This is a genomic window from Streptomyces sp. HM190 (assembly GCF_009857135.1).
GTDB lineage: Bacteria > Actinomycetota > Actinomycetes > Streptomycetales > Streptomycetaceae > Streptomyces > Streptomyces heilongjiangensis.
In genome coordinates this window covers 6,887,953-6,905,604 of record NZ_CP047318.1, presented here as the reverse complement: position 1 = coordinate 6,905,604, position 17,652 = coordinate 6,887,953, and the positions used below count along the sequence as shown (strand labels likewise).

The 17,652-nt window shown below is 72.4% G+C and carries 11 protein-coding genes and 1 pseudogene; 6 read left to right on the top strand and 6 right to left on the bottom strand.

Annotation, left to right across the window (positions count from 1 at the left end):
- The first annotated feature begins 17 nt into the window (after window positions 1-17).
- A complete protein-coding gene (locus GSY65_RS29545) occupies window positions 18-2,900 on the top strand; it encodes a glycoside hydrolase family 2 TIM barrel-domain containing protein (protein ID WP_159774354.1) in 2,883 nt (960 codons plus the stop codon).
- 192 nt (window positions 2,901-3,092) lie between these two features.
- Here the strand turns inward: GSY65_RS29545 and GSY65_RS29540 are convergent, their stop codons facing one another.
- Window positions 3,093-4,535, bottom strand: coding sequence for an NF041680 family putative transposase (locus GSY65_RS29540; RefSeq protein WP_159775849.1), 1,443 nt, complete (start codon window positions 4,533-4,535; stop codon window positions 3,093-3,095).
- 246 nt (window positions 4,536-4,781) lie between these two features.
- Here GSY65_RS29540 and GSY65_RS29535 point away from each other — a divergent pair, with 246 nt between their 5' ends.
- Window positions 4,782-5,429 carry a TetR/AcrR family transcriptional regulator gene (locus GSY65_RS29535; protein ID WP_159774352.1) on the top strand — a complete coding sequence of 216 codons (648 nt, stop codon included), beginning with the start codon at window positions 4,782-4,784 and terminating at the stop codon, window positions 5,427-5,429.
- Window positions 5,430-5,462: 33 nt separating this feature from the next.
- Here the strand turns inward: GSY65_RS29535 and GSY65_RS29530 are convergent, their stop codons facing one another.
- Both GSY65_RS29530 and GSY65_RS29525 read right to left on the bottom strand, forming a co-directional pair.
- Entirely contained in the window at window positions 5,463-7,205 is a 1,743-nt protein-coding gene (locus GSY65_RS29530; protein ID WP_159774350.1) for a DUF2264 domain-containing protein, read from the bottom strand.
- 109 nt (window positions 7,206-7,314) lie between these two features.
- A complete protein-coding gene (locus GSY65_RS29525; protein WP_159774348.1) occupies window positions 7,315-8,397 on the bottom strand; it encodes a rhamnogalacturonan acetylesterase in 1,083 nt (360 codons plus the stop codon).
- A gap of 190 nt (window positions 8,398-8,587) precedes the next feature.
- On the opposite strand from GSY65_RS29525, the gene GSY65_RS29520 reads away from it, so the two are divergent.
- Window positions 8,588-10,270 (top strand): rhamnogalacturonan lyase B N-terminal domain-containing protein, encoded by a 1,683-nt coding sequence (locus tag GSY65_RS29520; protein ID WP_159774346.1) that lies wholly within the window; start codon window positions 8,588-8,590, stop codon window positions 10,268-10,270.
- Between the two features lie 7 nt (window positions 10,271-10,277).
- Here GSY65_RS29520 and GSY65_RS29515 read toward each other — a convergent pair whose 3' ends face one another.
- Entirely contained in the window at window positions 10,278-11,690 is a 1,413-nt protein-coding gene (locus tag GSY65_RS29515; RefSeq protein ID WP_159774344.1) for an RICIN domain-containing protein, read from the bottom strand.
- Between the two features lies 1 nt (window position 11,691).
- Window positions 11,692-12,804 (bottom strand): glycoside hydrolase family 43 protein, encoded by a 1,113-nt coding sequence (locus tag GSY65_RS29510; RefSeq protein WP_159774342.1) that lies wholly within the window; start codon window positions 12,802-12,804, stop codon window positions 11,692-11,694.
- A 973-nt stretch (window positions 12,805-13,777) separates the two neighbouring features.
- Here GSY65_RS29510 and GSY65_RS34125 point away from each other — a divergent pair.
- Window positions 13,778-13,963, top strand: a pseudogene (locus tag GSY65_RS34125) (hypothetical protein); the annotation flags it as partial.
- A gap of 270 nt (window positions 13,964-14,233) precedes the next feature.
- On the opposite strand, the gene GSY65_RS29500 reads toward GSY65_RS34125, so the two are convergent.
- On the bottom strand, window positions 14,234-15,715 hold the full coding sequence (locus GSY65_RS29500; protein WP_159774340.1) for an amino acid permease: 1,482 nt from the start codon (window positions 15,713-15,715) through the stop codon (window positions 14,234-14,236).
- 139 nt (window positions 15,716-15,854) lie between these two features.
- On the opposite strand from GSY65_RS29500, the gene mmuM reads away from it, so the two are divergent.
- Complete coding sequence (gene mmuM / locus GSY65_RS29495; RefSeq protein WP_159774338.1) at window positions 15,855-16,805, top strand: homocysteine S-methyltransferase; 951 nt, start codon at window positions 15,855-15,857, stop codon at window positions 16,803-16,805.
- A 361-nt stretch (window positions 16,806-17,166) separates the two neighbouring features.
- Window positions 17,167-17,652 carry a TetR/AcrR family transcriptional regulator gene (locus GSY65_RS29490; protein WP_159774336.1) on the top strand — a complete coding sequence of 162 codons (486 nt, stop codon included), beginning with the start codon at window positions 17,167-17,169 and terminating at the stop codon, window positions 17,650-17,652.

The following is a 17,652-nucleotide window of genomic DNA, read 5'->3' as shown; positions in this document are numbered from 1 at the left end:
AACCAGCAAGGAGACCGATGTCTTTCCGCACCACCGGCACCACCGCCTCGTCCGTCGACTACGTCGAGGACGTGTCGCCGGGCAGCGGGGCCCTGCCGCCCCGCGCCTGGTACGCGTCCTCCGACGCCCGCACCCTGTCCCTCAACGGCGACTGGCACTTCCGGCTGTCGCCGACCGCCGACGCCGAGGACGACTCCTTCGCCGCGGAGGGGTACGACGCCGGGGACTGGTCCCGGGTGTCCGTGCCGGGGCACTGGGTGCTGCAGGGCGACGGGGCGTTCGGGGCTCCGATCTACACCAACCACCTGTACCCCTTCCCGGTGGACCCGCCCCGGGTACCGACGGAGAACCCGACCGGCGACCACCTGCGGTACTTCGACCTGCCCGAGGGGTGGCCGGCGGACGGCTCGGCCGTGCTCCGCTTCGACGGCGTGGAGTCCTGCGCCCGCGTCTGGCTGAACGGCACGGACATCGGTGAGTTCAAGGGCTCGCGGCTCGCCCACGAGTTCGCCGTCGGGCAGCTGCTGAAGCCCACGGGCAACGTCCTCGCGGTGCGGGTCCACCAGTGGTCGGCGGGCTCCTACCTGGAGGACCAGGACCAGTGGTGGCTGCCCGGCATCTTCCGGGACGTCACCCTGCTGCACCGCCCGGTGGGCGCCGTCCTCGACTTCTTCGTGCACGCCTCCTACGACCACGTGGGCGGCACCGGCACCCTGCGCGTGGACTCCGACGTCGACGGCCGGGTCCTCGTGCCCGGCCTGGACATCGATGTCGCGACGGGCGAGCCGGTGACCGTCCCGGTCGAACCGTGGACCGCGGAGACCCCCCGCCTGTACGACGGTGAGCTGGTGACGGCGGGCGAGCGCGTCCCGCTGCGGATCGGCTTCCGCACGGTCGTGCTGGAGGACGGCCTGATCAAGGTCAACGGCCGGCCGATCCTGTTCAAGGGCGTCAACCGCCACGAGTGGCACCCGGAGCGGGGCCGCGCGCTCGACCTGGAGACGATGCGCGCGGACGTGCTGCTGATGAAGCGGCACAACATCAACGCCGTGCGCACCTCGCACTACCCCCCGCACCCCGCCTTCCTCGACCTGTGCGACGAGTACGGGCTGTGGGTGATCGACGAGTGCGACCTGGAGACCCACGGCTTCACCGAGCAGAACTGGCGGGACAACCCCGTCGACGACGACCGCTGGACCCCGGCCCTGCTGGACCGGGCCGCGCGGATGGTCGAGCGCGACAAGAACCACCCGTCGGTCGTGATGTGGTCCCTCGGCAACGAGTGCGGCACCGGACGCGGCCTGACCGCCATGGCCGAGTGGATCCACGGCCGTGACGGCTCCCGCCTGGTGCACTACGAGGGCGACTGGGACTGCCGCGACACCGACGTGTACTCCCGGATGTACGCCGACCACGCCGAGGTCGAACGCATCGGCAGGGGGCTGGACGGCGGCACCCACAAGCGCCGCGGCCTGCCCTTCATCCAGTGCGAGTACGGCCACGCCATGGGCAACGGTCCCGGCGGTCTCGCCGACTACCAGCGGATCTTCGAGGCGCACGACCGCATCCAGGGCGGCTTCATCTGGGAGTGGATCGACCACGGCGTCAAGCACCCCGAGCTGGGCTACGCCTACGGCGGCGACTTCGGCGAGGAGCTGCACGACGGCAACTTCGTCTGCGACGGCCTGGTCTTCCCGGACCGGACGCCCTCCCCCGGTCTGGTCGAGTTCAAGAAGGTGATCGAGCCGGTCCGCATCGACGGCGACGGCACCGCCGGCACCGTCCGGGTCCGCAACGCGTTCGACTTCGCGGACCTGTCGGAGCTGGCCTTCGAGTGGTCGTACCAGGTCGACGGGAAGACGCTGGAGGCCGGCGTCCTCGCCGTGCCCTCCCTGAGGCCCGGTGAGTCGGCCGAGGTGAAGCTGCCGCAGCCGCCGGCCGGCGCGGCCACGGGCGAGGCGCTGTGGACCGTACGGGCGCTGCTGGCCGAGGACACCGCGTGGGGCCGCAGGGACCACCAGGTGGCGTGGGCCCAGCTGCCGGTCGTGGAGCGTCCGTCGCCGGTCGTGGTGCCGGGCGACCGTCCCACGGCGGACGAGAAGCTGATCTACCTCGGCCCGGCCTCCTTCGACGCCCGCACGGGCGCCCTGAGGACCATCGGCGGCGTCGACGTGACCGGGCTGCGCCTGGACGTGTGGCGGGCGCCCACGGACAACGACGCCGGGGCCGACTGGCAGCCGGAACTGCGGTACGGCCTGCTGTGGCGCCAGTACGGCCTGCACCGCATGCGCCACCGGCTGGACGCCGTCGAGGTGGGCGAGGACGCGCTGACCGTACGGACCCGGGTGGCGCCGGCGGCGTGGGAGATCGGGCTGCGCACGACGTACCGCTGGACGTCGGACGGGACACGGCTGCGGCTGACCGTGTCGGTGGACCCGGAGGGCGACTGGACGGTCCCGCTCCCCCGCCTCGGCATCCGCTTCGGGCTGTCCTCGGCGGACACGGTGACCTGGTACGGCGGCGGCCCCGGCGAGGGCTACCCCGACACCAAGTCGGCGTCCATGCTGTACCGGCACCGCTCCTCGGTCGACGAGCTGCAGACCCCGTACCTGCGCCCGCAGGAGAACGGGGCCCGCCCCGACGTCCGCTGGGCGGAGCTGGGCGGTCTGCGGATCGACGGCGACCCGGAGTTCTGGTTCACCGCGCGGCGCTGGACGAGCGAGCAGCTCGACGCGGCCGAGCACCTGACCGACCTGCGGGCCGGTGACACGGTGTGGGTCAACCTGGACCACGGTCAGATGGGCATCGGCTCGCAGTCGTGCGGGCCGGGCGCGCTGCCGCAGTACCACCTGCGGGCGGAGCCGGCGGAGTTCTCGTTCGTGTTCTCCGAGGCCCGCTGAGCGGCGGTGACCCCGTGACGGTGAGGGCGGCCCGGCCGTGCGGCCCGGCCGCCCTCACGGTTGTCCGCCGGCTCGTCCCGGTGGCCCGCGCGGCACGGCGTCGGCACGGCGTCGGCGCGGGGAGAGTGGTCCCGGTTCGGCAGCGGAGTGCCGGGATCAGAGGCGTCCGCCTCACCTAAGCTTGTTCTTTATCTACCAAGATCTTCCGGGCTTGCCGATGGCCTTGAGGGTCTCGGGGCGTTTGACGGTTTTCCCGACGTCGTAGCGGGGTGCCCGGCGTTTGTTCTTGGCGCCGGGTGGCCGCCCGGGACCGGTGCCACGAGGTTTGGGAACACGGCTCGGGCAGGCGAGGTGAGCGCGGATGTTCCTGAACCCCCGGCGGACACGGGCCGGGGTGAGCCGGCCGGAGGTGGTGGGTTTCTCCCACGGTCGGCGGAGGTCCTCAGCGAGTGTCCGGGCGAGTCTGAGCTGGGTGTGAGCGACGATCAGGAGCCAGGTCCAGCGGTCCGCGGCCTGAGGAGTGCGGAGTTTCGGCGTGGTCCAGCCCAGGGTCTGCTTCGCGAAGCGGAAGGTGTGCTCCAGGTCGAAGCGGCGGAGGAACACCTGCCAGAAGCGGTCCACGTCGTCCGAGGTGGCGCCGGTCTTCGAGGACCACAACCACACCGGCGGAGCATCTCGTTCCTTCGACAAGTGCTCAACCTTCAGCCGGATCAACGTCCCTTCCACCAGGGGAAGTTCGCCCTCATGGTCCAGCCACGAGGAACGGTGAGTGAGCCGGGGATGGACCCGGTCCCATGCCTGGGTCTCGGCCTTGCCGTAGTTGCTGGTGTCCGTGATCGTGGTGATTGCGGGCTCCGGCCAGGTCTCCGGTCTGGTGAACCGGAACTCCGGACCGTGCTTGGGCGGCCGGCCGTTGACGCCGTGCATCCGCGGTGGCTTCGGTAGACGCATGACGCGGTCGGAGCGGACCCGGCCGACCAGCTCAACCGGCAGGTCGCGCAGCACCCAGGCCAGACGGGTCACGTCGTAGCCCGCGTCACTGACGATCACGATGGCCGGGTCCCCGGCCTGCCACTGACCAGCGGCCATGAGCCGCTCGACGACACCTCTCAGCTGGTCTGCCGTGACGGCGGTCGCGTCGTCCACCGGACCCAGCCGGACCGCGTCCAGGATCGCGGTCCAGGAGGTGGCACCCGGCTCCAGCACGGCGACAAAGGAGTAGGGCCAGCCCGGAATGAACTGCGACGCCGTCTTCGCCCGGCCATACACGTGGCAGAACAGCCGCTCCGCCGAGCACGGCGCGTCCGAACGCAGCCACGGTGACACATCGACCGCCAGAACCAGGCGTCCACCATCGAAACGCGGCAGCGGCAGCCCTGCCAGCACTGTCCGCAGTTGGCCGACGTCGATCCTGCCGTGATTCAAGCCGCCGTACATCGCTCCGTGCCCACGCCGGTGCTCGGGCAGCAACGTCAGATCCACCGGTGACTTCACCGCACCGTCCGCGCACAGCACCGCGTCCACCAACTCGAACAACTCATCGCGCCGAGCGGTCAGACACTCGTAGAACTCGTCCCGGAAGCGTGACGCCTCCGCGAACGCTTCCCTCCGTACAGCATCAGGCAGCAGACTCACCCTCACGGCCTTCGTCTTGGTCACGTGCACCTTGGTCGGAGCACAGGATCAGACGAGGGCCGCCCCCACGTCCGGCGAATCCCCAGGTGAGCGACCCAGTTCGACACACGATTCGAGCCCGGAAGAAAAAGAACAAGCTAAGGGCTGTCCCGTAATCCCCGGCGTCGTGCGCCCGCCGGGGATTACGGGACAGCCCTTAGGCTGTTCCCGCACACCCCAGGCGCGCGGAACACGAGGTGGTCGCCCATGCCCAGAACCGGTCTCACGGCCGATCGGGTCGTCGTGGCCGCGGCCGACCTCGCGGACGAGGTCGGGTTCGAGAACGTGACGCTGTCGGCGCTCGCCCGGCGGTTCGGGGTGAAGGACGCCAGCCTGTACTCCCACGTCAGGAACCTCCAGGACCTGCGGACCCGGGTCACGTTCCTGGCCGCCGGGGAGATGATCGAGCGGATCGCGGACGCGGTGGCCGGCCGGGCCGGCAAGGACGCGCTGGCCGCGTTCGCGGGGGCCTACCGGGCGTACGCCCTGGAGCGGCCCGGCCGGTACGCGGCCACCCAGTCCCGCGTCGACCAGGACCTGGTGGCCGCCTCGCCCGCCTTCCGCCGCACCGCCGAGATCACCTACGGCATGCTCCGCGCCTACGGCCTGGAGGAGCCCGACCTCACCGACGCCGTGCGCCTGCTGCGCGGCACCTTCCACGGGTACTGCGTCCTGGAGGCGGGCGGTGGTTTCGGCGCGGCACGCGACGTACGGACGTCCTGGGACCGGGCGATCGAGGCCCTGCACGTGGCCCTGGAGAACTGGCCGCGGGAAGCCGCCGCGCGGGGCGCGGGCGCCCCGGACCGGTCGCCGCGTACGGCAGGGACCGGCTCTCCGTGCCCTACGGGGCCCTGACGCACGCCCGGTGCGCGCACCGGGCGCGCGCCGTCACGGCTCCAGGTCATCGGAGAGGACCGCGCCGTCCGTCAGGTGGACCCGGACCTCCGGGCCGTCGCTCCAGCGCACGTGGAGTGCGCCCTGCTCACCGAGGCGCACGGTGACCGTGTCCTCCAGGGAGGTCGGGGTGGGCGCGGCCGTCAGACGGGACAGGGCCACGAAGAGGGTGGTGCCGCCGGTCGTCTCACCGGTGAGGGCCCGCGGGCCGGGAGCGTCGTCGGCGGCGTCCCGGAGACCGACGGCCGGCCGGAGGTCGGTGCGGACGCCGACGGCCGGCGCCCAGCCGGTCACGCGGACCGGGGTGCCGGGGGCCGCCCCCGCCACCAGGTGGGCCCTCACCTCCACCGCCCCGCGGGCGAGCACGAGGTTCGTCACGCGGACTCCCCCGCCGGCCGTGTGCCGGGACGCCGCCCAGCCCTCGCCCACGCCGAGCGGCTCGATGTCCGTGCGGGTGGCGTCGCCGTCGACGATCACGCTGTTGTCGTACCGCGACGGGGGTTCCGCCAGGGGCACGGGCGCCGTCACCGTGGAGTACGCCAGACGCGTGTAGTAAGGGTCGTAGCGGACGTCCTCGCTGCCGTGGTTGTGGAGGCGGACCAGACCGTCCGAACGGGTCGACTGCAGGAGCCAGTTGGGCGGGCCCAGGGGGCGCAGCGCGTCGGCGCGTTCCACCGGCGCGGCCTCCTCCGGCGCCGTCCACACCGGGTGGTCCGGCGGCAGCAGCAGACCCAGGAACCCCTTGCTCGCCCAGTACGGGGAAGCGGGGCCCGAGTAGCCCTGGAGGACGGCCGGGTCGGGGCCGTGCCAGCCCAGCGACAGCAGGCCCCGGCCGTCGACGGCGCCCCGGTCGAGGAAGTACCTCAGGGCGCCGGACGCCAGCCGGCGCGTCTCGCCCGGCCCGAGCGGTGTCCGGCCGGTCAGCGCGCCGAGCCAGAGCGGCACCGTGGTGGCGAAGCGGTACGTCAGGGAGCGGCCCTGGTGCATCGGGGCGCCGTCGCCGCCGAACAGGCCGGCGTAGTCGGCGAGATGGGTCGACAGACGCCCGCCGTACAGGTCGAGCAGGCGTGCGTCGTCGGCGAGCCAGGCGTGCAGCACCGGGTAGAGGTGCATCGCCCAGCCGTTGTAGTAGTCGAACTTGCGGCCGTCGCCGTCGGTGTACCAGCCGTCCCCGAGGTACCACTGCTCGATGCGGTCGAGCCGCTCCTCGATCACCCGGCGGGACCTCTCCGGTTCGTGGCCGATCTCGGCGAGGAACCCGCCGACGGTCACCGGGAACAACTCCCAGTTGCACGGCCAGGGTTCGGCGGTGAGCGCGTCGCCGAGCCAGGCCGCCGCGCGCTGCCGCACTCCGTCGTCGAGGCGGTCCCACAGCAGCGGCCGGGTCAGCCGGAGCGCGAGGGCGATGGACGCCGCCTCCACGAGGGGCTGGCCCCGGTCCTCGATGCGCGGCCACACCCCCTGGACGCCGGCCGCGAGTCCGTCGGCGTAGCGGGCGAGGGCCTTCTCGTCCTTGCGGAACGCGGCGAGGAGCAGGGTGCGGGCGTAGCCCTCCAGGCCGTCCGAGAGGCGGCCCGACCAGCTCGTGCGGTCACCGGGGAGGTCGTACAGGGCGCCGTCGGCGGTCGCGTACGGTGCCACGGCGGCCAGCAGCGCGTCGGCGGCGGCCTCCCAGTGGGCGCGGGTGTAGCCGGTGTACGGGCTGAGGCTGCGGTCCTCGTCGGGCTGGGAGTGCATGGGCGCACGCTTCCTGGGTCGTCGCTGTCCGTGGTGACCGGGTCGGTGGGAGTGCCTGGTCGGTGTGGAACCTGGGGCGCCCCGGTTCCGGTCGGGGCGCCCCAGGGGCTCATCCCACCCTGGTCCGCCCGGCGGGCACCAGCCCCAGGGCGACGAGTTCGTCGCGGACGAGGCCGGCGTACACGGTGGCGCCGTGGACGGAGGTGTGGGTGTTGTCGCGCTTCTCGTTGTAGAGGTAGAGCGCCTTCGAGGCTTCGGGGCCCAGTGACTCGACCAGGGCCTTCGTCCTCGCGGTGAGGTCGATCAGCGGCACGTCGTGGGCGGCGGCGACGGAGCGGGTGACGGCCGGGTGGTCGACGCCGAGGCCGTTGACGAGGAGGGCCGTGTTGTTGTTCAGGGTGCCGTCCGCGTTGAACCAGCGGCGCACGATAGGGGTGACCAGGACCGGCCTGCCGCCCTTCTCGCGGACGCCCGCGACGAGGGTCTCCAGGTTGGCGCGGTAGGTGGCCTCGTCGGTCTGCTTGTCGTTGTGGGCGAGCTGGACGAGCACCAGGTCACCGCGGTGGATCCGCGGCTGGACGGTGGCCCACAGCCGCGTGTCGGCCAGGTAGGACACCGTGCTCTCGCCGGAGTCGGCGTAGTTGGCGACCGACAGGCCCTTGCGCAGGTACTGCGGGAGCTGCTGGCCCCAGCCGGAGTACGGGTCGCCGGGCTGGTCGCACACCGTGGAGTCGCCGACGAGGAAGATCTGCCGGGGCACGGGGGTCCCCCCTGCTCGAGCGGAGCCGAGAGCTCGGGGGAGGGCGGGCGTCACGCGGATGTCGGCCAGCGCGGGCGCCGAGCCGCCGATGACGAGGTCGAGGCCGGGGGTGCCGTCGGGGCCGGTGGGTTCGCCCTCGGGGGTGCGGACGTTCACGGTGAAGCTGCGCACGACCGGTTGGCCGGCCGCGGTCGCCGTCTCGGGCAGGAGGGTGCGGCGGGTCTCGCCGGTGATCCTCGTGCCGGCGGCGCTCTCGCCGCCGAGGCGGACGGTGACGTCGTAGGTACCGTCGGGGACGTCGAAGTGGCAGGCGTTCGCGGCGCAGTTCTCGGGGCCGAGGACGGGTCGGCCGTGGTGCGCCTGGGCGGGTGCGGCCGACAGGACGGTGCCCAGGGTCGCCGCCGTCAGCGCGGCGACGGTGAAACGTCTCATTGCGGCTCCTCGGGAGGGATGACAAGACCCGGCGGCTGGACCGTACCCCGTTTGGCAAGCGCTTTCTAGATGCCGGACCACTTTCACAAGATTGCCAACTTCCCTGCGGCGAAAGCCCTTTCGCGAAATCGATTCAACTGTCACCCTTCCGAATCACCCGCACTCCCCCACCCCTCCCGAGGAGGCCCCCATGTCCCAGGCCAACGGCCAAGAGCCGCTCGGCCGCCGCGGCTTCGTCCTCGGCACGGCCGCCGCCGCGGCCGGCGCGGCAGTCGCCGGGCCGCTCGCCGGTACCGCCCGCGCCGCCGCGTTCGGCTGGAGCGACGACGGCACCCACTACGTCGTCGACACCGGCGCGCAGCTCGTCTTCAAGGTCAGGAAGAGCAACGGCGACCTGGCGTCGCTCGTCCACCGGGGCACGGAGTACCAGGGCTACGGCGGCATGAACTCGCACATCGAGTCCGGCCTCGGCAGCTCCACGGTGACGATCCGTCAGACCGGCTCCACGATCCTGGTCTCCGTCACGTACGGCACCCTGCGGCACTACTACGCGGCCCGCAGCGGCGAGAACAACATCTACGTGTGGACCGACAAGGCCGACACCTCGGTGTCGGCGACCCGCTTCATCCTGCGCGTCAGGGCGGGCCTGTTCCTCAACGACGCGCCCGACTCCTACACCTACGCGCCCACCACCATCGAGGCGTCGGACGTGTTCCGCAAGTCCGACGGCCAGACCCGCTCGAAGCACTTCTCCCGGCTGCGGGTGATCGACTACGACTACGTCGGCTGGTCGGCGAACGGTGTGGGCCTGTGGATCGTGCGCTCCAACCACGAGAAGGCCTCCGGCGGCCCGTTCTACCGCTCGCTGCTGCGCCACCAGAGCGCGGACGGCGGCGGCCTGTACGAGATCCTCTACTACGGGCAGAACCAGACCGAGGAGCAGCGGTTCGGGCTCCAGGGCCCGTACGTCATCGCGTTCACGGACGGCGGGGCGCCCTCCTCGTCGCTGTTCCCGGGCACGCTGACCACCCCGTGGGCGGACGCGCTCGGCATCGCCGGGTACGTGGGCGCGGGCGGCCGGGGCCGGGTCGCGGGCGTCGGCATCACGGGGCGCGACACGGCGTACCCGTACACCGTGGGACTCGCCAACCCGGCGGCCCAGTACTGGGGTTCGGCTCGCTCGTCGGACGGTTACTTCTCCCTGTCGGGGGTATTGCCGGGGACGTACACCCTGACGGTCTTCAAGGGCGAACTGGCGGTGTACACCGGCTCGGTGTCGGTCGCGGCGGGCGGGACGACGACGCTCAACTCGATCGCGATCCCGTCGTCGAACGACCCGTCCAGGGCGAGTGCGATCTGGCGGATCAACGACTGGAACGGGACGCCTAGCGGCTTCAAGAACGCCGACCTGATGACGTACGCGCATCCGTCGGACGTCCGGGCCGCCGCCTGGACGGGCAACGTCGTCATCGGCAGCGGCACCGAGACGTCGGCCTTCCCCTGCTACCTGTGGAAGGACGTCAACAGCGGCATCCTCGTCTACTTCAGGCTGACCGCCGCGCAGGCCGCCGCCGCCCACACCCTGCGCATCGGGGTGACGACGGCCTACGCCAACGGCCGCCCGCAGGTCGTCGTCAACGACAGATGGACGTCGGCCATCCCCTCCCCGCCCACCCAGCCGAACACGCGGTCCCTGACCAACGGGTCCTACCGGGGCAACAACCACACGTTCACCTACAGCGTCCCGGCGTCCGCCTGGCTGACGGACACCGGTCAGTACAACGTGCTGAGGATCAACGTGGTGAGCGGGTCGGGGACGACCTCCTACCTCAGTGCCGGGACGGCGATCGACGCGATCGACCTGCTGAGCTGAGGCTCCGTCACGTCCCGCGCGTCCACTGCTGGTTCGTGCCGCCGTTGCACGTGTACGTGATGATCGCGGCCGAGTCGGCGGTGGACCCGCCGTTCACGTCGAGGCACTCGCCGGTCGCGCGGGACTTGACGTTCACGTAGGAGCCGGTGGTGGTCAGGGACCACTGCTGGTCGATCGCCGAGGAGTCGCAGTTCTCCTGGGTCACGGTGCTCGCGTTCTCCCGCACGCACAGGGAGCTGTGGCGGGTCACCAGTTGGTAGTAGCCGCCGCCGACGGACTTGAACCAGTACTTCTGGTTGTTGCCGCCGTTGCAGGCGTACTGCTTGAGCTGGCCGCCCGCCCACTGCGACTGGCTCGTGACGTCGGCGCACTTGGAGGAGTGCCGCGCGACCAGCGTGTTGTAGGTGGCGCTGGTCCCGCCGACCGTGCCGGTGGCCGTGTCGACGGTGATCTCCGGCGACCAGGACAGGGACATCGTGGTCGAGGTCGGGAAGGTCAGCGGCAGCCACACGTAGCGGGAGTCGTTGACCGTGCCGCCGAAGGAGTTGCCCCAGCGGTCGCCCATGTACAGGTACGAGGTGGTCGACGTGCCCTGCACGGGCAGGACGTACGCGGTCTGCGACCCGAACGTGGTGGAGTCGCCGATGTTCGTCATGGCGGTCCAGGGTCCGGCGATGTTGGTGGCGGTGGCGTACTGCTGCTGGTTGGGGCTCCAGCCGGTGGCGCCCGACGTCAGCATGAAGTACACGCCGCCCCGCTTGAACAGGGCGGGGGCCTCGCGGTGCCCGCCGTGCCAGGGGTCGGCGACGAGGGCGGCGACCTGGGTGTAGTCGGCGGTGAGCCGGTAGATCTGGAGGTCGTAGTTCTCACGGGCCGCCGAGATCATGTAGCCGGTGCCGTCGGTGTCCACGAAGGTGGTGATGTCGCGGGACATGTGCTGGCCGAGCGGGCGGAAGCTGCCCCGCCAGCTGTAGTCGCCGTCGACGGTGTCGGAGACGGCGACGGCGGCACGGGCCTCGCTGTAGTCGACGCCGTTCTCCTTGTGCATCCACATCACGAATTTGCCGGTGGACGCGTTGTAGACGACCTTCGGCCGCTCGATGTTGGCGGTCGCCAGCTCCGGGTCGGTGGCCTGGGTGAGGACGTTGTTGCGGAACTCCCAGTTCTTCAGGTCCGTCGAGCGGTACGCCGAGACGTACTTGAAGGTGTTGTCGGGGTTGCGGTGCTCACCGAACCAGTAGTAGTACGAGCCGACCTTGAGGACACCGCCGCCGTGCGCGTGCAGGGGGTTGCCGCCGCTGTCGGTGAACTGGACGCCGTTGGGGATGGTCTGGGGTGCCGCCTGGGCCGGGCCCGCGGTGACGAGGGCGCCGGCCAGTGCGAGGCAGAGCGCGAGGAGGATCGCGTGGGCACGTCTCATCTCAGCTCTCCTTCCGGGTGCTCGGGGTGGGGGTGTCGGCGACGGGGACGCCGAAGTCGGGGGTGCCGTCGGGCTTCCAGCCGAGGCGCTGCACACGGGTGTGGCGGTTGGGGTCGTTCAGGGGGTCGCCGACGATGTCCTTGTACGGGCGGGCGTGGTAGACGAGGACGTCGGTGCGGCCGTCCTCGGCGACGGTGAAGCTGTTGTGGCCCGGCCCGTACTGCCGGGTGGTGTCGTTGCTGGTGAAGACCGGCACCGGGGACTTCGACCAGTTGGCGGGGTTCATCAGGTCGGCGTCCGCGTCGGCCGTCAGCAGGCCCATGCAGTAGTTGGCGTCGGTGGCGCTCGCCGAGTACGACATGAAGAGGCGGCCGTTGCGCTTGATGACCGACGGGCCCTCGTTGACCTTGAAGCCGACGACCTCCCAGGGCAGTTCCGGCGTGGAGAGCCGGACCTGGGGCCCGGTCAGGGTCAGCGGGTCGGCCATCCTCGACAGCCAGAGCGCGGTGTTGTTGTCCACGCCTGGCTCGTGCTGCGCCCAGGCCAGATAGCGGGTGCCGCGGTGGGTGAAGGTGGTGGCGTCGAGGGAGAAGGTCTCCCAGGCGGTCTTGAGCTGACCGCGTTCGACCCAGGTGCCCTGGAACGGGTCGCGGTGCGTGTTCTCCAGGACCCAGATCCGGATGGCCCAGATGTCCTCGGCGGGCGCGGCGGCGAAGTAGACGTACCACCTGCCGTCGATGTGGTGGATCTCCGGCGCCCAGATGTGGGCGCCCATGGCACCGGTGGCGTGCTTGCGCCAGATCACCGACTCGGGCGCGGTCGACAGACCGCGCAGCGTGCGGGATCTGCGCAGGATGATCCGGTCGTACTCGGGTGCGGTGGCCGTGAAGTAGTAGCAGCCGTCGCGGTGGCGGTGGATGTGCGGGTCGGCCCGGTTGCGGACCAACGGGTTGGCGTACGGGGCTGCGGCACCCGGTCCCGCCGGGGCGGCGGCCGGACCGCCGGTCGCCGCGTGGGCGGCATCCGGCAGGGCGGTGAGGGCGCCCGCGGCCAGGGCGCCCTTCAGCAGCAGCCGGCGGTCGGGCGGTAGGGGCAAGGCGTGGTCGCGGCTCATGCGGTCTGCCTCTCTGAAGGTTCTGCGTGGGGGGTGTCGGGGCATCGGAGCGTGGCGAGGCGGCACAGAAAAGAACAGAATCGTTCGGAATTTCGCACAAGATCGGTCACACCGATCGGCGAAAAGGTAAGGGCGCGCTCCCGGGAGGTCAACGGGTCCGACACGACCGGAGAGAGCGCTTTCTGCCGTGAGGGGACGCCGGGTTTCTGTCGTCGGGCCGCGTCCGGGCCGTCTCCCAGGTCGTGGGCGGCCATGTCCACCCGACAGCGGCGGCCGCCGGAGCCCTGGCCGTCACCGCCCTGATGCCCGGTGCCCCGACCGCGACCGCCGCGGGCCCCGCGATGTGACCGCCGACGGGCCGACGGGCCGGGACATCCGGCTCGACGGCGACACGGTCGTCTCCGTGCCGCCCGGGAAGACCACCTACGACGGCACGTTCAGCGGCACGGGCACGCTCACCGTGCGGAGCACCGGGACCCTGGTCCCCATCAGGAACAGCGACTTCCCCCTGCCCGAGGCCCGGCAGCGGCAGGTCGTGAGGTCACTCGCCGGCCGACGGCGACCTCGGCCGCCGGCCGTACGCCCTCGCCGCCGGCCTGCTCCGCGGCCTCGCCGTACCGATGAGCCGACGCCGCGGCCGGAACAGGCACCGGGGAGGCGGCCGCCGCGCGGCGACGGGGTGAACCCGGGGCGGCAGCGCCGTGACGGTGACCGTCGTGTCGGGGTTTCCCGCCCGGGTTCGCGAGGAGAGGCGTTCTCCGTGTGCCCGGTCGGCAGGATCAGTCCATGAGTCGGCACTCGGTGGCCCTGACCGGGATCGCGCCGGAGGACCGGCGGGCCGTGCACCCGTGGGCCCGCCTCCCGGAGGTCTGCCGTTTCCAGCCCCGGGGTCCCCACACGGAAGAACACACACGCGCCTTCGTGACGGCGGCGGCCGGGGCCTGGCCGAGCACGCCCCGGCAGAGGTTCGCACATGTGGCGTGCGTGGGCGACGACGTCGTGGGGATGGGCGAGCCGCACGTCCACGGCCGCGCCCCACGGCCAGGGCGAGATCTCCTACGTCGCGCCTCCGCGGGTCCGGGGCAGGGGCATCGGCACGGACGTCGGCCGCCGCCTTCTCGCCCTCGGATTCGCCGAGTTGATCCTCCACCGGATCCACGCCACGTGCGACCCGCGCAACGCCGGCCCGGCCCGCGCGCTGAACAAGCCCGGCATGACGCATGAGGGCAGGCTCCGCCACACGGCGTGGATCCGGGACGGCCGGCGGGACTCCTTGGTGTTCGGCGCGCTCGCGGAGGAACGGAGCGCGGCGAACCCGGAGGGCCGGGGGGAAGGCGGCGGACGGACAGGACGCACGGCGACCGCCCCGCCGCCGGGGCCGGGCCGGGGTGGGGTGGCCCCGTCCCCCGGGGTTGCCCCGTCCCCCTGCCTAGGCGACGGTGTTCGCGTCCTCGGGGCTCTCCTGTCGTCCGCGCAGCCACACATAGACCGGGATGCCCGCGAAGAGGAACAGGGCGCCCTGGTAGACGGCCGCGTAGCCGGCGCCGGCGATCAGCCAGAAGGAGAACGCGAAGGAGAGGCCGGCGACGATCAGGTCGCGGACCAGACCGGCGGGGCGCACGCGCTCGCGGGTGCCGCGGGCCAGCCAGTACAGCTGGGCGGCGGCCGACAGCAGGTACGGGACGCAGCCGGTGAACGTGGTGATGAGGACGAGGACACGGAACGCGGTGTCCGGGTCGTCCGCGTAGTTCACGACGATGAGGATCGTGCCGAGCACCGCGGTGGCGAGGACGCCGAAGCCGGGGACGCCGCCCTTGCCGAGCCGGGCGAACGGCTTCGGGAAGAGACCGTCGCGGGCGGCGGCGTACGGCATCTGCGCGCTCAGCAGGATCCAGCCGTTGAGGCAGCCGACGATCGAGGCGACGGCGACCAGCGCGATCACCGTGCCGCCCCAGCTCCCGCCGGCGATGTAGTCCACGGCGTCGGCGAACGGGGCGCCCGACGCGACGAGTTCCTTGTGCGGGACGAGGCCGAAGACGGCGACCGTGCCGAGGATGTAGACCACCGCGGAGGCCACGGTGCCGAGCACGCTGGCGCGCCCCACGGTGCGTTCGGGGTCGCGGACCTCGCCGGCGCTCACGGCGGCCGACTCGACACCGAGGAAGCTGTACAGGAGCAGGGCGGCGGAGGCGGCGATCGCGCCGGGGACGCTCTCCCCGGAGGCGTTGAACGGGCCGTAGTTGTCGGTGTCGATGAAGAACAGGCCGACCGTGGCGACCAGCAGCAGCGGCACGAACTTCAGCACGGTCGAGACGACCTGCACCGCGCCGACGTAGCGGGTGCCCGCGAAGTTCGCGGCGGCCGGCAGCCACAGCGCGGCCAGGGCCACCAGCGCGAGGACGGCCTTGCCGTCGCCCAGGGGTATCAGCACGTCGACGTAGCCGACGACGCCGACGGCGAGGGCCGCGATGCTGACCCAGCACATCGTCCAGTACGACCACGCCGACAGGAAACCCGCGAAGGGGCCGAAGGCGTCGCGCGGGTAGACGTAGAGGCCACCGGTGACCGGGCTGCGCCTGGCCAGCTTTCCGAACAGCAGGGCCAGCAGGACGGCGGCCACGGAGAGGACGGCGAACGCGACCAGGCTCACCGTGCCGTACGGGGCGACGGCGGCGGGCAGCGTGAAGATGCCGCCGCCGATGATGTTGCCCATGACGAGGGCCGTGGCCGCGGCGAGACCGAACTTGCGGCCGGCGGGCGCGAGGACGGCGGCCGGTGCGGCACCGGGCGCGGCGGTCCCGGCGGCGGAGTCGGCGGTCCGGTCGGCGGCGGGGCCCGAGTCGGCCGCTGCGGGCCCGTCGGCCGGGGCGGGTTCGGGCTCGGCGGCCTCGGGGGTGCTCGTGGTGCTCATGGCGGTTCCCTGGGGATGGGGAGGGGTGGGACGGGGAGGGCCGTGATCGTATCCCGGCGTTCCACATGGTGGTCAATCTGTTCACAAGGTGGACACATTCGGTTCGGGCGCACGGCCTCGGCTCGATTACCGTCGTCGTATGACCAGCAACGCCCCGGGGAGCCCCTCCCCCTCCTCCGCCCCCTCCCCCGCTCTCGGTGAGGCGCTCGCCGCCGGGCCCCTCGTCCTCGACGGCGGCATGTCCAACCAGCTCGAATCGGCCGGCCACGACCTGAGCGACGAGCTGTGGTCGGCCCGGCTGCTCGCCGAACGGCCGGAGGCGATCACCGAGGCCCACCTCGCCTACTTCGAGGCGGGCGCCGACGTGGCGATCACCTCCAGCTACCAGGCCACCTTCGAGGGCTTCGCCAAGCGCGGCATCGACACCGCGCGGGCCACCGAACTCCTCAGCCTCAGCGTGGAGTCGGCCCGCGACGCGGCGCGGCGGGCGCGGGCGAAGGGCGTCGGCCGGCCGCTGTGGGTGGCGGCCTCGGTCGGCCCGTACGGGGCGATGCTGGCGGACGGCTCCGAGTACCGGGGACGGTACGGGCTGAGCGTCGCCGAGCTGGAGCGGTTCCACCGGCCTCGCCTGGAGGTGCTGGCCGCCGCCGCGCCCGACGTCCTCGCCCTGGAGACGGTGCCCGACGCCGACGAGGCCGAGGCGCTGCTGCGGGCCGTGCGCGGGCTCGGGGTGCCGGCGTGGCTGTCGTACACCGTGGCCGGGGACCGCACGCGGGCCGGGCAGCCGCTGGAGGAGGCGTTCGCCCTGGCCGCGGAGGCCGAGGAGGTCGTCGCGGTGGGCGTGAACTGCTGCGCCCCGGAGGACGTGGACGCGGCGGTGGCGACGGCGGCACGGGTCACCGGCAAGCCGGTCGTGGTCTACCCGAACAGCGGCGAGGCATGGGACGCGTCCGCCCGGGAATGGACCGGCCGCTCCCGGTTCACCGCGGCGGAGGTCGAGGGCTGGCGGACGGGCGGAGCCCGACTGATCGGCGGGTGCTGCCGGGTGGGCCCGGAGGCGATCTCGGCGATCGCGCAGGTGCTGGCCTGACCCCGGGGGATCGGTACCGGCCGACTCCCGGTTCACGGCCCGGCCGCAGACCCCGGGCGGCGGCGTCATCACCGAGCACGGCCTCCTGACCCGCCGCCCGCGGGAGTGGGACCGGCTCCGAGCCGTCTCGCCGGGCGATCCCTGGGGCCCCGAGGAGCCGACCACCGCGTCCGTCCGGTGCCGGCGCACGGCCACGGCCGGGCCGGGCGCCGCCCCGCCCCAGGCGCTCGCGCCGCTCGCCGAGCGGGGACGGACCCGCCGCGTTCGCGGCGCGGCCGCACAGCGCCTGCGGCACCACGCTCCCGCATACAAGAACGATCATTCTTGACCGATCGTTCTTTAACGTCGTACGATCAGCGCCATGGGACGACCACGCGCATTCGACACCGATCAGGCTGTGACCGCCGCGGCCGCGCTCTTCGCCGCTCACGGCTACGAGGGCACGTCGGTGGACGACCTCGTCACCGCCACCGGCGTCCACCGGGGCAGTCTGTACAAGGTGTTCGGTTCCAAGCGGAGCCTGCACCTGGCGGCCCTGCGCGCTCACCTCGACCGTGAGATCGGCCCGGCCGTCGCGGCGGTCGCCGCCCTCACCGACCCCGCGCAGGCCCTCACCGCGGCCATCGCCTCCTACGACGGCGGCCCGGCGGCCGGTCTCCTCCTCCTGGCGGCCGTGGAACGCGCCCCTCACGACCCGGAAGTCGCCGCGCTGGTCACGGACGCCGTCACCGCGCTGGAAGACGCCCTCCGGCCTTCCCACGGCGAGGCCGCCCCCCACCTCGCCTCCACCGTCCTCGGCGCCCGCCTGCGCCTGCGCGCACAGCCCACCGCACCCAAGGAGCACTGA

Bases quoted from the DNA above. Each gene is read 5' to 3' on its own strand.
- GSY65_RS29545 (WP_159774354.1), top strand. From the start codon at position 18: ATGTCTTTCCGCACCACCGGCACCACCGCCTCGTCCGTCGACTACGTC.
- GSY65_RS29535 (WP_159774352.1), top strand. From the start codon at position 4,782: ATGCCCAGAACCGGTCTCACGGCCGATCGGGTCGTCGTGGCCGCGGCC.
- GSY65_RS29530 (WP_159774350.1), bottom strand. From the start codon at position 7,205: ATGCACTCCCAGCCCGACGAGGACCGCAGCCTCAGCCCGTACACCGGC.
- GSY65_RS29525 (WP_159774348.1), bottom strand. From the start codon at position 8,397: ATGAGACGTTTCACCGTCGCCGCGCTGACGGCGGCGACCCTGGGCACC.
- GSY65_RS29520 (WP_159774346.1), top strand. From the start codon at position 8,588: ATGTCCCAGGCCAACGGCCAAGAGCCGCTCGGCCGCCGCGGCTTCGTC.
- GSY65_RS29515 (WP_159774344.1), bottom strand. From the start codon at position 11,690: ATGAGACGTGCCCACGCGATCCTCCTCGCGCTCTGCCTCGCACTGGCC.
- GSY65_RS29510 (WP_159774342.1), bottom strand. From the start codon at position 12,804: ATGAGCCGCGACCACGCCTTGCCCCTACCGCCCGACCGCCGGCTGCTG.
- GSY65_RS29500 (WP_159774340.1), bottom strand. From the start codon at position 15,715: ATGAGCACCACGAGCACCCCCGAGGCCGCCGAGCCCGAACCCGCCCCG.
- mmuM (WP_159774338.1), top strand. From the start codon at position 15,855: ATGACCAGCAACGCCCCGGGGAGCCCCTCCCCCTCCTCCGCCCCCTCC.
- GSY65_RS29490 (WP_159774336.1), top strand. From the start codon at position 17,167: ATGGGACGACCACGCGCATTCGACACCGATCAGGCTGTGACCGCCGCG.